Origin of the sequence: Halanaerobium saccharolyticum, from assembly GCF_003259895.1 — a bacterium.
Taxonomy (GTDB): Bacteria; Bacillota; Halanaerobiia; order Halanaerobiales; family Halanaerobiaceae; genus Halanaerobium; species Halanaerobium saccharolyticum_A.
This window is the reverse complement of sequence record NZ_QLME01000030.1, coordinates 20,744-34,342: the sequence shown is the minus strand read 5'-3', so window position 1 is coordinate 34,342 and position 13,599 is coordinate 20,744. Positions and strand designations below refer to the sequence as shown.

11 protein-coding genes, 13 tRNA genes and 1 rRNA gene are annotated in these 13,599 nt (G+C 36.2%); 24 read left to right on the top strand and 1 reads right to left on the bottom strand.

What is annotated here, in order from left to right:
• From rrf to C7958_RS13930, 16 genes are all read left to right on the top strand, one after another.
• A 5S ribosomal RNA gene (gene rrf, locus C7958_RS14005) occupies positions 1–90 on the top strand; the annotation flags it as partial.
• 33 nt (positions 91–123) lie between these two features.
• Positions 124–198: transfer RNA gene (locus C7958_RS14000), tRNA-Gln, on the top strand.
• A 28-nt stretch (positions 199–226) separates the two neighbouring features.
• A tRNA-Lys gene (locus C7958_RS13995) sits at positions 227–302 on the top strand.
• A gap of 8 nt (positions 303–310) precedes the next feature.
• A tRNA-Met gene (locus C7958_RS13990) sits at positions 311–387 on the top strand.
• Positions 388–446: 59 nt separating this feature from the next.
• Positions 447–523: transfer RNA gene (locus C7958_RS13985), tRNA-Gly, on the top strand.
• 8 nt (positions 524–531) lie between these two features.
• Positions 532–608 (top strand) — tRNA-Met (locus C7958_RS13980).
• A 91-nt stretch (positions 609–699) separates the two neighbouring features.
• Positions 700–792, top strand: a tRNA-Ser gene (locus tag C7958_RS13975).
• 10 nt (positions 793–802) lie between these two features.
• A tRNA-Glu gene (locus C7958_RS13970) sits at positions 803–878 on the top strand.
• Positions 879–885: 7 nt separating this feature from the next.
• Positions 886–961, top strand: a tRNA-Val gene (locus tag C7958_RS13965).
• Between the two features lie 73 nt (positions 962–1,034).
• Positions 1,035–1,111: transfer RNA gene (locus tag C7958_RS13960), tRNA-Asp, on the top strand.
• Between the two features lie 8 nt (positions 1,112–1,119).
• Positions 1,120–1,196: transfer RNA gene (locus tag C7958_RS13955), tRNA-Thr, on the top strand.
• A 17-nt stretch (positions 1,197–1,213) separates the two neighbouring features.
• Positions 1,214–1,289 (top strand) — tRNA-Ala (locus tag C7958_RS13950).
• Between the two features lie 105 nt (positions 1,290–1,394).
• Positions 1,395–1,479 (top strand) — tRNA-Tyr (locus C7958_RS13945).
• 8 nt (positions 1,480–1,487) lie between these two features.
• Positions 1,488–1,562 (top strand) — tRNA-Gly (locus tag C7958_RS13940).
• A gap of 195 nt (positions 1,563–1,757) precedes the next feature.
• Positions 1,758–2,849 carry a pyridoxal-phosphate-dependent aminotransferase family protein gene (locus C7958_RS13935; RefSeq protein WP_111573294.1) on the top strand — a complete coding sequence of 364 codons (1,092 nt, stop codon included), beginning with the start codon at positions 1,758–1,760 and terminating at the stop codon, positions 2,847–2,849.
• A gap of 34 nt (positions 2,850–2,883) precedes the next feature.
• Positions 2,884–4,044 (top strand): MFS transporter, encoded by a 1,161-nt coding sequence (locus tag C7958_RS13930; protein WP_111573293.1) that lies wholly within the window; start codon positions 2,884–2,886, stop codon positions 4,042–4,044.
• Between the two features lie 64 nt (positions 4,045–4,108).
• Here C7958_RS13930 and serA read toward each other — a convergent pair whose 3' ends face one another.
• Positions 4,109–5,713, bottom strand: coding sequence for a phosphoglycerate dehydrogenase (gene serA, locus C7958_RS13925; protein ID WP_111573292.1), 1,605 nt, complete (start codon positions 5,711–5,713; stop codon positions 4,109–4,111).
• 201 nt (positions 5,714–5,914) lie between these two features.
• Between serA and C7958_RS13920 the strand changes: the two genes are divergently transcribed.
• The 8 genes from C7958_RS13920 (at position 5,915) to C7958_RS13885 (ending at position 13,579) form a co-directional block, all read left to right on the top strand.
• Positions 5,915–7,198, top strand: coding sequence for a DUF1015 domain-containing protein (locus C7958_RS13920; RefSeq protein ID WP_111573291.1), 1,284 nt, complete (start codon positions 5,915–5,917; stop codon positions 7,196–7,198).
• Positions 7,199–7,247: 49 nt separating this feature from the next.
• Positions 7,248–8,261, top strand: coding sequence for a FecCD family ABC transporter permease (locus tag C7958_RS13915; RefSeq protein WP_111573290.1), 1,014 nt, complete (start codon positions 7,248–7,250; stop codon positions 8,259–8,261).
• A 5-nt stretch (positions 8,262–8,266) separates the two neighbouring features.
• Complete coding sequence (locus C7958_RS13910; RefSeq protein WP_111573289.1) at positions 8,267–9,526, top strand: ABC transporter ATP-binding protein; 1,260 nt, start codon at positions 8,267–8,269, stop codon at positions 9,524–9,526.
• 16 nt (positions 9,527–9,542) lie between these two features.
• Positions 9,543–10,118, top strand: a complete 576-nt coding sequence (locus C7958_RS13905) for a 2'-5' RNA ligase family protein (protein WP_111573288.1) — start codon at positions 9,543–9,545, stop codon at positions 10,116–10,118.
• A gap of 53 nt (positions 10,119–10,171) precedes the next feature.
• On the top strand, positions 10,172–10,822 hold the full coding sequence (gene pgmB, locus C7958_RS13900) for a beta-phosphoglucomutase (RefSeq protein WP_111573287.1): 651 nt from the start codon (positions 10,172–10,174) through the stop codon (positions 10,820–10,822).
• Between the two features lie 141 nt (positions 10,823–10,963).
• The gene (locus tag C7958_RS13895; protein ID WP_111573286.1) at positions 10,964–11,974 is read left to right on the top strand and encodes a LacI family DNA-binding transcriptional regulator; all 1,011 of its coding nucleotides are present in this window, start codon (positions 10,964–10,966) and stop codon (positions 11,972–11,974) included.
• 21 nt (positions 11,975–11,995) lie between these two features.
• Positions 11,996–13,105, top strand: coding sequence for an ABC transporter ATP-binding protein (locus C7958_RS13890; protein ID WP_111573285.1), 1,110 nt, complete (start codon positions 11,996–11,998; stop codon positions 13,103–13,105).
• Positions 13,106–13,258: 153 nt separating this feature from the next.
• Positions 13,259–13,579: an FtsB family cell division protein gene (locus C7958_RS13885; protein WP_111573284.1), complete on the top strand. Its 321-nt coding sequence runs from the start codon at positions 13,259–13,261 to the stop codon at positions 13,577–13,579.
• The last annotated feature ends 20 nt before the right edge of the window (positions 13,580–13,599 follow it).

The following is a 13,599-nucleotide window of genomic DNA, read 5'->3' as shown; positions in this document are numbered from 1 at the left end:
CTTGTTCCCATCTCGAACACAAAAGTTAAGTCCTCCAGCGCCTATGGTACTGCATTGGTAACGATGTGGGAGAGTAGGTCGCTGCCGGTCCTTTTTTCCAAACTTTGATGATTTTTGTAATGTTGGGGTGTAGCCAAGCGGTAAGGCACTGGGTTTTGGTCTCAGGACGCGTAGGTTCGAATCCTACCGCCCCAGCCATTAAATTATAAACTATCATCAATATTTTGGGCCATTAGCTCAGTTGGCAGAGCACCTGACTTTTAATCAGGTTGTCGGAGGTTCGAATCCTCCATGGCTCACCATTCAATAGCGCGGGGTAGAGCAGTCTGGTAGCTCGTCAGGCTCATAACCTGGAGGCCATCGGTTCGAATCCGGTCCCCGCAACCATTTTAAATTTAAAAAATAATATTATATATATACATCAGGCAAAAATTAGATGATAAGATGCGGGAGTAGCTCAGTTGGCTAGAGCATCAGCCTTCCAAGCTGAGGGTCGCGAGTTCGAGTCTCGTTTCCCGCTCCATATATCATGGGTCTATAGCTCAGTTGGCTAGAGCATGTGGTTCATACCCACAGTGTCAGAGGTTCAAGTCCTCTTAGACCCACCATAAAACTTTTATGTTTTATTTAGAGGTTAAAGAAGAGAGTTTGCTTAGCGGTTATTCTAAGTTTTAATTTCTAACTTTAAACCTCCAATCTGGAGAGGTACCCAAGTGGCTGAAGGGGCGGGTTTGCTAAACCTGTAGCAGGGTATTTACCCTGGCGAGGGTTCGAATCCCTCTCTCTCCGCCATTTAATTTATGCCCTCATCGTCTAGGGGTCTAGGACACCAGGTTTTCATCCTGGCGGCAGGGGTTCGAATCCCCTTGAGGGTACCATTTTTGCGGGCGAATAGCTCAGTTGGGAGAGCACCTGCCTTACAAGCAGGGGGTCACAGGTTCGAGCCCTGTTTCGCCCACCATTTAAATAATGAAGTATATTGTTAGATTGGAAGAGATTCCTTTCTCGACATCTTACTTCCTACATCCAAATACGGAGGTGTAGCGTAGCGGTTTAACGCGCCGGCCTGTCAAGCCGGAGATCGCGGGTTCAAATCCCGTCTCCTCCGCCATTTTTTATGCCGATGTAGCTCAGTTGGTAGCAGCGCTTCCATGGTAAGGAAGAGGTCACCGGTTCAACTCCGGTCATCGGCTCCATTAGTTTAACCAGCCATGGGGATATAGCTCAGCTGGGAGAGCGCTACACTGGCAGTGTAGAGGCCAGGGGTTCGAATCCCCTTATCTCCACCAAAGTAAATTGCTTTCTGGATGGAGAAATAATTAAATATTTTATTGAGAAGAAGAATAGGATTTCAATTATACAATTTCCTACTTCTTACTTCCTACATTTTATCTGGAGGGGTGCCCGAGTGGTTAAAGGGAGCAGACTGTAAATCTGCCGGCGATGCCTACAAAGGTTCAAATCCTTTCCCCTCCACCATTAAATATGCGGGAATAGCTCAGTGGTAGAGCATCACGTTGCCAACGTGAGGGTCGCGAGTTCAAATCTCGTTTCCCGCTCCATTTTAGATTTTGCACCTGAAGGGTGCTTTTTTTATTTTTATATAAGATTTAATATTCAAACAATTTATTTAAACTTTATTAATTTAATCATTACTGCTATAATAATAGATAATTGTAGCAATAAAATTATATCCAAGTAGCTAGAATTGAGTAATTCAGCTTAAGGCTGAAAATATAATTTATGAGGTGTTAAAAATGCATGAAAAGTTATTCACTCCGGGTCCAACAGAGGTAAGAGCAGAATTGTTACAGAAGTTGTCAACAGCACAGGTCCATCACCGAACTGAGGAGTTTTCCAGGATTTATGACGATATTCAGAGTAATTTAAAAAAATTACTCTATACGGATAATCCAGTCTTATTATTTTCTTCTTCTTCCACAGGGGCCATGGAAGCAGCAGTGACTAATGGTGTAAAAAAAAGATGTTTAAATTTTGTTAATGGTGCTTTTTCTGATCGCTGGCATACAATTACTAAAAAAAATGGAGTTCCCTGTGATAAAGTTGATATTGCCTGGGATCAGCCCATTCGTCCCAAATTGGTTGAGGAAAAACTTGAGACAGGCGATTATGATGCAATTACTGTAGTTTTAAATGAGACTTCTACAGGTTTAATGAATCCAATCAAAAAGATTGGAGAAGTTGTCCAAAAATATGATGAAGTACTATTTTTAGTTGATGCAGTTTCGGGGATGGCCGGAACTAAGATTAAAGTAGATGAGTGGGGAATTGATATGTGTCTGGCTGGTGTGCAGAAAGCTTTTGCTTTACCTGCCGGTTTGACGGTGGCTTCAGTAAGTGAAAAATTATTAAAAAGAGCAAAAGAGGTGGAAAGCAAAAGTTATTATTTCAATTTACCGCTTTTACATAAATATCACCAGCGTTCACAGACCAGGACTACACCTGCAATACCGCAGATCTTTGCCTTACAAAAACAGTTAGATGATATTGTCAACCATGAGGGTATAGAAAATAGATTTGCCAGACATCAGGAAATGGCTGAATTTGTTCAGAATTGGGCCCTGGAATACTTTGATATTTATGCTGAAGAAGGCTACTGGTCAAATACTGTTACCTGTATTGAAAATAATAGAGGTGTTGATGTTGAGCGTTTAATTAATGAACTGGTAGATAAATATGATATAAGAATTGCCAATGGATATGGAGACTTAAAAAATAAAGCTTTTAGGATTGGCCATATGGGAGACCTAACTCTAGCTGATATTAAAGGTTTAATGGCAACTATTGAAAGTATTTTAGATTTATCAACTTCTAATCTAATTCTATAATGCTGTTCTAGAAGATCGGAAGGTATGATAATTGATGAAAAGACATAGAAAGTTAGTTTTTCTGGCATTTATGATGATGGTTATGCTGGGCTTTATTAACAATATGAGGGGAACCTTAATTCCTCCCATCAGGGATTTTTTTGCAGTTAATTATTCTCAAATTGGGGTTATGCTGATGGCTGCTACTTTTGGTTTTATGTCAGCAACATTTTTGGGAGGAATAGCAGCCAGTCATTTTGGGTTAAAGAAAGTAATAGCTTTTGGTTTTCTGACAGCGGCTTTTAGTATTTTTGCCATGGGCTATATTAATTCATTCTGGTATCTAATAATTTTAATGACTTTTCTGGGGATTGGATTAGGCTCAGTAGAAATTGGCGCTAATTCTTTGGGAGCAAAGATCTTTGTTGAGAGATCCGGGATGATGATGAACATGCTTCATCTTTTCTTTGGGGTTGGAGCTTCCATTGGACCTCGTTATGCTGGCTGGCTTATCTCTTTAGGTTTTGCATGGCATCAAATTTATTTAACAGCCTTAATTTTGATTAGTGCTTTATTGTTGTTTTTATTTTTTACGAAATTTCCTGTAGAAGTAGAAAATAATAGTAAAGATAATATTGCTGTTAGAGAAATTGTTAAGCAGAAAAAGGTGTGGCTCTTTGCAGCTGTTTTAGGATCAGGTGTGGTAGCTGAAATAGCAATTGGAAGTTGGTTGGTTAATTTTTTACATGTCGAAAGAGCTTTTACTACAGCTTCTGCATCTACATATTTATCTCTATTTTTTATTGTGTTTACTGTCGGCAGGTTGGTTGGTGGTTATTTTACAGAACACATTGGATATATAAAGATATTAATTTATTTTGCTGCTGCCACTTTATTTTTATTTATTATTGGTCTTTTAGTTAAGGCAAATTATGGTGCTTTTTTCTTTTCGGCAGCTGGTTTTTTTATTTCTATAATGTTTCCAACTATTATGGCTGTAATAATGAATGAATTTAAAAGTGGTGTTAGTTCTTATATGGGGTTTATTATTACTTCTGCTTCTGCCATTAATATGGTTTCAAACTGGTTAATTGGAAAGATAAATGATCTGTTTGGTGTTTTTACAGGCTTTGCCAGTATAAGTTTTTTTATTTTAATGATAATTGTTTTTCTGTATTTTTTAAGCAGAGAACTGGAATATGATTTTGCTAAATAGTTTTTAGATAAATATTCATTAAAAAAGCAGCCAGAAATTCTGGCTGCTTTACTAAATTATTCGATTATATTTCTAAATAACTCAAATCTTTAACCTGAGTATTCAGCTCATCCAGATGTTCTTTAATTCTATCCATAATTTTTTGTGATGGTTTGGAATCAATCTGCATCATCATAATTGCTTCTCCACCAACTTTTTGGCGTCCTACCTGCATATTTGCAATATTAATGTTTTCTTCACCTAAAGTTGAACCAATTTTACCAATAACTCCAGGTTTATCCTGATAACTAACAATAATAAATTCGCCGGAAAGATCAAGATCAATTCGCAGTCCATTAATTTCAATTAATCTAAAACCGATAGGTAAATAGGTTCCAGCAAGACTGTACTGACCACCTTCAGTTTTAAGGTTTATTTTAATTATATTTTTTAATTCACCTTCATTTTGAATTTGACTTTCTTTGAGAGAAATACCTCTTTCCTGAGCAACATGCATTGCATTAACCAGATTAATACGGTCATCTAAAATTGGTTCTAAAACTGATTTTACTAAACTTAAAGTCATTGGTTTGTGGTTAAATTGGTTAACCTCTCCCCCATATTCTACTTCTACAGCTTCAATTCTTTCGTGACCTTTCCATTTTGCCATAAAATTACCGAGCTTAGTGACCAGATTAATATATGGTTTAGCCTGATTAAATTCCTGAGGATCCATAGCTGGTATATTAAGTGGAGATTCTGGTAAATTACTTTTGAGCACAGACACGACCTCTTCTGCTGCAGTAATAGAAACATTATCCATTGCTTCTGTTGTGGTTCCACCCAGATGACAGGTCATAATAACTCTATCTTCGTATTTGAGTAATGGATTATTACTGGCTTTTACAGGTTCTTCTTCGTGAACATCAATTGCTGCACCTGCAATTTTATTTTTTTCAAGAGCTTCTGCCAGGGCAGCAGTATCTACATTCTGACCCCGGGCACAGTTGATTACCCGGGCACTATTTTTCATGATTGCAAATTCTTTATGACTTAAAATATGATAGGTTTCATCAGTTAGAGGAGTATGTAGAGTTACATAATCTGCCTGTTCCAATACCTCTTTAAATGGTAGTAAAGGTACATTTATTTTTTCAGCTTTTTGAGGAGATAAATAGGGATCGTTGGCAATTACCTTCATGCCAAAACTTTGAGCTCTTTTGGCAACTCTACTGCCTATCCGCCCAAGTCCAATAATTGCTAAAGTTTTGCCCTTAACTTCAACTCCCATATATTTTTTTCTATCCCAGATATCATTGTGTAATGCCTGGTTTGCCTGAGGAATATTACGAGAAAGTGAAAGCATCATTCCCAGTGTGTGTTCAACTGCAGAAATAGTATTTCCAGTTGGGGTGTTAAAAACAAAAATACCGTGTTTAGTAGCCTCATCTAAATCAATATTATCATAACCTGTACCTGCTCTCCCTATTACCTTTAATTTTTTAGCTTTTTCTAAAGCTTCACTGTCCAGAAGTGTCATACTTCGAACAATTATTCCATCATATTCGGCAATAGTTTCTAAAAATTCTTCTCGACTCTGCTCCGGTTTGAAATCAACTTTCATTCCTGCCTCTTCTAAAATGTCAATACCTTTTTGAGCAATATTGTCACTAACTAACACTTTATACACTTATTACCACTCCTTCTCTCTTCTTGCTACTAATTTTTTATAATTATATCTAATTGTGATTGATAAAGCAAGCATTTAATGCTGCTGGAGCTCTTAAAATATAATATATTATATTTTTTTATATTCAAAAAATTACAATATCCAGTTCAAGCTTGCTGTAATCCCTATAAAAATATATAATGAACAAAAGGAGTGATAAGTATGGCGAAGGTATTTCCATTTCATGGTTATAGATATAACCAGAAACAGGTTGAAGACTTAGAGCAGGTAGTAACACAACCATATGACAAGATCGATAATGAGATGCAGAAAAAGTATTATGAGCAGAGCCCTTATAATATTGTTCGTTTAATTTTAGGAAAAGAAGAGGACCGTTATCAGAGTGCTGCAGATAATTTGGAAGCCTGGATTAAAGAACAGATATTAATTCAGGATCAGAAGGCAGGATTTTATCTTTATACTCAGGAATATGAAGTTGAAGGCGAAAAATTTGTACGCAAGGGTTTTGTTGGACTGGGTGAATTAGAAGCTGGAGAAGGTGTTAAAGCTCATGAAAACACTATGGAGGGTCCAAAAGCAGATCGTCTAAATTTAATTAGAGCTACTGAAGCTAATTTCGGCCACATTTTTATGCTTTATTCTGACCAAAAAAATGAGATTAATGATTTATTGACTGAAGTTATGGAAAAGGAAGCACTGTTTGAGGTGAGGGATGAAGATCAAAACTTACATAAAGTCTGGCAGATAACAGATCCCACACTCATAAAAACAGTTCAGGAAAAGATGGAATCGAAAAACTTATATATTGCTGATGGGCATCACCGCTATCAGACAGCTTTAAATTACCAGAGAGAATGTAAAGAAAAGGGTTGGAAAGCAGATGGGGTTGAAAGTTTTAACCACCGACTGATGACTTTTGTCAATATGGATGATCCGGGATTAAAGGTACTGCCAACTCATAGATTAGTATATGGAATAGCAGATTTTGAACTCAATTCATTTTTAGAAAAAGTAGGCGAGGATTTTAGAATTAAAAAGTTTAAACAGAAAGAAGAAATGTATGACTATTTAGATCAGAATCAGGATAAAAAAGTGTTTGGTTTTAAAGCAGAGACAGCTGCCGAGTATTATGTTTTTGAATTTGAAAATGAAAAAGTTTTAGCTGCAGTAGAAGGAGATTTTTCTAAAGAATATAAGGAATTAGATGTCAGTATTCTGCATAATATTTTACTGGATAAATATCTGGGTATCGATAAAAAAGCCCTGGCTGCTAAAAGTAACCTTGATTATATTAGATATCGAAATCGGGCCCTGGAAAAGCTGGGAACTGGTAAATATCAGGCTGCCTTTATTTTAAATCCAACTTCAGTTAAAGAAGTAAAAGAAATTGCTGATCAGGGAGAAAAAATGCCGCAAAAATCTACAGATTTTTATCCGAAGCTTTTAACCGGCCTGGTTATTAATAAGCTTTCTATCAAAAAATAAAGTTATGTAATTTCATTTAATGGTTGAGGCCACTGGAGACTTGATAATTATGGGAGAAAATAAAAAGAATATATTTGTTTATCTGACAGCAGTATCATTTTCAGTTTTACTTATCTTTCTGGCCTTGTTTATTGGTTCAAGTCAGATTGGTCCAGCGGATATTAGCTCCTATATCATGGGTAGTAATGCTGTTTCGGCTTCAACGGCAATAATTATTGGGGAAATTCGTCTGCCGCGAATTCTTTTGGCTTTTATGGTTGGTGCCGGATTGGCTGTAGCAGGTTCGGTTTTTCAGGCTATTATCCGAAATCCAATGGTTGATCCCTATATTATTGGTATCTCTGCTGGCGCCGGTACTGGAGTAATGCTGGCTCTGTTTTTAGGTATAGAAATAACTATTTTTAATCTCAGTTCTCTTCCAGCTTTTGCTTTTATGGGGGCTGTGGCAACTGTTTTTACCGTTTATCAGCTGGCCAGAGTTGGTAATAAATTACCAGTTTTAACTTTTTTGCTGGCTGGTGTTGCAGTAAGTTTCATTTTAAATTCACTGATGTCATTTTTGATGGTCTTAAGAACTGAAAATTTGCAGCAGCTTGTTTACTGGCTGATGGGGAGCCTGGCTGGCGCTGGTTGGGGCGATATCAGGATGATTCTTCCCTATTTTTTAACCGCGTTGGCTGTTATCATATTTTATTTAAAAGATTTAAATATATTACTTTTAGGAGAAGAAAGTGCTGCTCATCTTGGTTTGAATGTAGAAAGAACTAAAATTATTTTACTGGGAGCTGCTTCATTAATGACTGCTGCTGTAGTTTCTGTCAGTGGAAGTATCGGTTTTATTGGTCTGGTTGTACCGCATATTGCCAGGCTGATTATTGGCCCGGATCACAGGCGACTTATACCACTGGCGGCTTTATTTGGCGCCTCATTTCTGCTGATTGCTGACACTGCAGCCAGGACTATTATGGCACCAATAGAGCTGCCGGTGGGTATCCTCACTGCTCTGGCAGGTGGACCATATTTTATTTACTTACTTCGTAATAAATCTAAGAATATTTGGTGAAAATTATGTTAAAAACAGATAAAATTAAATTTAGTTATGCCCGGGAAAAAGTCCTCCGGGGAATTGATCTTGAAATTGAGGCTGGATCATTTATTGGGATTATTGGGCCCAATGCTTCGGGGAAATCAACTCTTTTAAAAAACATGAGTCAAACTTTAAAGCCTGAGAGTGGAGCAGTTTATCTTGACCATCAGCTTTTAAATGACTATAGTTCCTTAGAGCTTGCAAAAAAAATGGCAGTTGTCCCTCAGGACACAGAAGTTAATTTTAATTTTAACGTTTATGATATTATAATGATGGGGAGGCATCCCTACCAAAAAAGATGGTCCGGGCTCAGCCAGGAAGATAAAAAAATAGTAAAAGAGGTAATGGAAGTTACGGACACTTTAAAATTGAGAGGAAAATTAATAAATGAACTGTCCGGTGGAGAAAGACAGCGGGTAATAATTGCTAGAGCTCTGGCGCAGAAACCTGATATTTTACTTCTGGATGAACCAACCTCCAGTCTGGATATTAATTATCAGGGGGAAATATATGATCTTTTAAATTATTTAAATCAGGAATTTAATTTAACAATTATTACCGTCTCTCATGATCTCAATTTAACTGCTCAGTATTGTGAAGAATTATTACTGCTAAAAGAGGGCAGAATTTATGCTGCTGGACCGGCAGAAGAAGTATTGACTGAAAATAATATAAAAGCAGTTTATAATGCGGAAGTACTGATTAAAACGAATCCGATTTCTAAAAAACCTTTTGTGACTCTGGTACCTGAAGTAAACAGGATCAAAAAGAGTAAACAAAAAGATTTCAAAATCCATATTATAGCTGGTGGAGGAACTGCCAAAAACTGGCTTTATAAATTAGAAAATCTGGGCTATCAGCTGAGTATTGGAGTTTTAAATATAGGCGATGCTGACTGGCAGGCAGCAAAAGAACTTGGAATCAAAATGGTGGAGGCACCTCCATTTATCGATATTTCGGAAACAGAAATCCAAAAAAACAGGGAACTTATTGAAAAAGCAGATTTAATAATTTTAAGTGATCTTCCTTTTGGACATGGTAACCTTGCAAATTTAGAAGTTTTATTTGATTACCCAGAAAAGAGAAAAATTTTATTTTCTAATTTTGATATAAAAAAAAGAGACTATATTAAAGGAAAAGCAGAAAAGATCTGGAATAAATTATTAGAGGAAGATCAAAATATATATTTATTGAAAGAAAAAGATAATTTAATTTCAAAAATAAAAAAGCTGGAAAATTAGAGATGGAGAGGTAATTATGATAAAAGCTGCAGACTTAGAAAATGAGTATTTTTTAGTTTTAATTCCTGGAAAAGAATTAGTGGAAACTGCTTCTCAGGTCCAAAAAATAGTTTCAGAACACTATAATCTTTATCCAGATCAGATATATCCGCAGCTTCATATTACAATTGATAGAATAGAAAAAAACAGGTCTGAGCGGGCCGAAGAAATTCTGAAAGAAAAAGCAAAAGAATTTGGTAAAATTGAAATTGAGGTGGATCGGTTTACCTGCATTAAATTTTCTGATCAGCATCAGCTGGTACTTGAGGTCAATGAAACAGAGTCACTGCGGGAATTTTCTGAAGCTGTTCATCAAAGTCTGGCAGCTGAAGGGATTTCAACAATCGAAAATTATGGGGAATGGATGTTTCATATTACAATTATCAGTAATATTTTTGCTGAAAACCCGATACCAGTCGATGAACTGACAGAAATTTGTTTGTTTATGGAAGGGATGTCCCGGCCTTTATCTGCAGCAGCAGAAAAGATGGAAATTTGGAGGCCAACCCTGGACCCGGGAGAAAAGGTCATTGCTAGTTTTTCTTTGAACTAAACTGATAAGTTATTTAAATTTTATCTAAGAAGATATAAATGGGAGTGATTATTATGGCAAAAGAAATTAAAGGCTTTATTTTTGATCTTGATGGAGTAATTACAGATACTGCAGAATACCATTATAAAAGCTGGCAGAAGCTGGCAGATGAAGAAGATTTATTTTTCGATAGAGAAGTAAATGAACAGCTGCGTGGAGTTTCTAGAATGGAGTCTATGGATATTATTTTAGATGGTCAGGATGTTTCGGATGAGCAAAAAAAGAAATGGACAGATCGCAAAAATGAGTATTATCAGGTTTATTTAGAAGAAATAAGTAAGGCTGATATTCTGGATGATATGGAAGCGAAGTTAAACAAATTAAAGGCAGAAGGCTATAAGCTTGCAGTTGGATCTTCCAGCCGGAATGCGAGAAAAGTTTTAAAAAATTTGCAAATTACAGATATCTTTGATACGATTGCAGATGGAAACAGTGTAGAAAATGCTAAACCTGCTCCGGATTTATTTCTGCATGCAGCTGAAAATCTTGGACTGAAACCACAAGAATGTGTAGTTTTAGAGGATGCTGAGTCCGGTGTAGAAGCCGCTCTGGCTGCTAATATGAAGGCTGTAGGCGTTGGGCCAGAAGGAAGAGTTGGCAAAGCACATCTAGTTTATGCAGATGTTGATTCTATTGATTTTGATGAGATTTTAAAAAAATTATAAAAAACTTAAATAAAAAGAAGGAATTTAAGAGTCTGTGACGAATAATAGTAATAAGAGTTAATTATTACAGGCTCTTTTTTTCTTCAAGGTTTCGCAAGCGCTTGCGTAAATTGAGAAGCTTGCTTGATTGGAGGAGAAAAGATGCAGATAACCCTTAAAGATATTGCTCGCATGGCGGATGTAGCAGAATCTACTGTTTCCCGGGCTTTAAATGATAAGCCTGGTGTTGGTAGAGAAACTAAATTAAAAATTTTGAAAATTGCAAAGGAAAATAATTATCGTCCAAATCAACTTGCAAGAGGTTTAGCAGCTAAAAAGACCAATATGTTGGCTGTGATTATGGCCGAAATGGATAGTCCGGGTAATATCGAAATTGTAAAAAGCATCGAAAAAGCTGCTGAAAAACAGGGTTATCAAATAATACTCTGCAACACTAATAATCAGGAAGAAAAAGAAAAGTCTTATCTTTCTCTTCTAGAATCAAATCAGGTTGATGGGGCAATTTTCATTGGTGGTAAATTAGTAGGCAGCCACCTTTTGCGAGCCAGCTTCAGCCAGGAAAATGCAATTGTTCTGGTTAACCGTCTGGCAGAGGAAAATTTTTTCACTTCAGTTTTAACTGATTACAGTCAGGGAATATATAAAGCAGTAGAACATCTTGTGGAACAGGGTTTCAAAAAGATTTCTCTGGTTTGTGGAGATAAAGGTGATCTGATTGAAGAAGAAAAAATTGATGGTTATAAAAGTGCATTGACTGAAGCAGGTTTAGAGGTTAATGATGATTTGATATTTTCAACTTCAGTTGATAGACAGGCTGGTTATGATGTTTTCTTAGAAATAATCGAGGGTGATGTAATTCCAGATGCTTTTATTTCTACCAGAGAACTGACAACAATTGGGCTTGTTGAAGCTATTAAAATGGGAGGATATTTTATTCCTGATGATTTTGCAGTAGTAGGTTATGGAGATAATATTTTAACCTCAGTTATTGATCCACCACTGACAGTTTTAAGTGAGCCGGTGGAAAAGCTGGGAGAGGATTCTTTGAATTTTTTATTAAAATTGATTAAGGAAGAACTGGACAGTCAACAAATTAAGGTTTTAACTCCCGAATTAATTATTAGGGAGTCATCAATATCAAAATATAATTAAAATTAAGAGGAGGATTTTTTAATGGCAAGTGTAACTTTAGAACATATTTATAAGCGTTTTGGTGATTTAGAAGCAGTAAAAGATCAGAATTTGGAGATCAGAGACAAAGAATTTATTGTACTGGTAGGACCATCTGGTTGTGGAAAATCAACAACTTTAAGAATGATTGCTGGTCTGGAAGAAATTAGTGAAGGTACTTTAAAAATTGGAGAAAATGTAGTTAATGATGTAGCTCCTAAAGATAGAGATATTGCGATGGTATTCCAGAACTATGCTCTATATCCACATATGAATGTATATGATAATATGGCATTTGGACTTAAATTACGTAAGTTTCCTAAAGATGAAATTGAAAGAAGAGTTCAGGAAGCTGCAGATATTCTTGGTATCGAGCAGTTATTAGAAAGAAAGCCTAAACAGTTATCCGGTGGCCAGAGACAGCGTGTTGCTCTAGGTCGTGCAATTGTACGTGAACCTCAGGTGTTCTTGATGGATGAGCCCCTCTCCAACCTTGATGCTAAATTAAGAGTTCAGATGAGAACTGAGTTATCTAAGCTGCATGATGAATTACAGACCACAATGATTTATGTAACTCATGATCAGACTGAAGCGATGACCATGGGAGATAGAATTGTGGTACTTAAAGATGGTGTTATTCAGCAGGTTGATGACCCATTATCTTTATATAATAAGCCTAACAATATGTTTGTGGCTGGATTTATTGGTTCTCCAGCTATGAATTTTATGGATGCTACAATTGAAAAAGAAGGCAACACTTACTTTGTTGATGGTGATGGAACCTTTAGAATTCGTGTTCCTGAAGATAAAGAAGATTATATTAAAGATTATGAAGGTAAAGAGGTAGTCTTTGGTGTCAGACCGGAAGATATTGTAGATACACATATTACTCATGACTTTGAAGTTAAAGAAGATAATTCTTTTGAAGCGGATGTAGATGTTGTAGAACCAATGGGTTCTGAGATCTATCTTTATCTGGCAGAATCAGGCCACTCTTTAATTGCTCGTGTAGAAGCAGAAAGTACTGCGCAAGTTGGAGATACAATTTCTCTTGGTGTTGATTTAAGAAAAATTCATATCTTTGATGCAGAAACAGAAGAATGTGTATTTTAATTAAAGCTTGAGCTGAAATTGAGATTTAATATTTAAAAGTAAATAGAATTGATTAAGCAGTCGAAGCTAATTCGGCTGCTTTTTTGATTAATTGCTAAATTTAAAGTATAATTACAATTGTAATCGCTATTATTTCAGAAGGGGGAATTAATAATGCCTCGACAGAGAAAGGATTTTTTGTTAAATCCTGCAGTAATTACAATTGTGATAGTTATTGCGGTTGTAGCTGCCTTTAACTTTTATCAAAATATGACCAAAATGAGTCAGCTGGAAAATCAGATTGAAGAGATTGAAGCTCAAATTGCTAAAGCTGAAGCAGAAAACGAAAAACTAAAAAAACAATTAGCAAATAGTGATAGTAATGAATATATAGAAGAAGTTGCCAGGGAAAAATTGGGGCTGGTAAAGCCGGGAGAAAAAATGTTCATTCCAGTCGAGGAAGAAGAGAACTCAGATTCTGATAATAAAGATTAAGTATAAAACTGAAAATATTT

Excerpts from the sequence above, each read along its gene's own strand:
- C7958_RS13885 (WP_111573284.1), top strand. The coding sequence starts at position 13,259 with ATGCCTCGACAGAGAAAGGATTTTTTGTTAAATCCTGCAGTAATTACA.
- C7958_RS13910 (WP_111573289.1), top strand. The coding sequence starts at position 8,267 with ATGTTAAAAACAGATAAAATTAAATTTAGTTATGCCCGGGAAAAAGTC.
- C7958_RS13930 (WP_111573293.1), top strand. The coding sequence starts at position 2,884 with ATGAAAAGACATAGAAAGTTAGTTTTTCTGGCATTTATGATGATGGTT.
- pgmB (WP_111573287.1), top strand. The coding sequence starts at position 10,172 with ATGGCAAAAGAAATTAAAGGCTTTATTTTTGATCTTGATGGAGTAATT.
- C7958_RS13895 (WP_111573286.1), top strand. The coding sequence starts at position 10,964 with ATGCAGATAACCCTTAAAGATATTGCTCGCATGGCGGATGTAGCAGAA.
- C7958_RS13935 (WP_111573294.1), top strand. The coding sequence starts at position 1,758 with ATGCATGAAAAGTTATTCACTCCGGGTCCAACAGAGGTAAGAGCAGAA.
- C7958_RS13890 (WP_111573285.1), top strand. The coding sequence starts at position 11,996 with ATGGCAAGTGTAACTTTAGAACATATTTATAAGCGTTTTGGTGATTTA.
- C7958_RS13920 (WP_111573291.1), top strand. The coding sequence starts at position 5,915 with ATGGCGAAGGTATTTCCATTTCATGGTTATAGATATAACCAGAAACAG.
- C7958_RS13915 (WP_111573290.1), top strand. The coding sequence starts at position 7,248 with ATGGGAGAAAATAAAAAGAATATATTTGTTTATCTGACAGCAGTATCA.
- C7958_RS13905 (WP_111573288.1), top strand. The coding sequence starts at position 9,543 with ATGATAAAAGCTGCAGACTTAGAAAATGAGTATTTTTTAGTTTTAATT.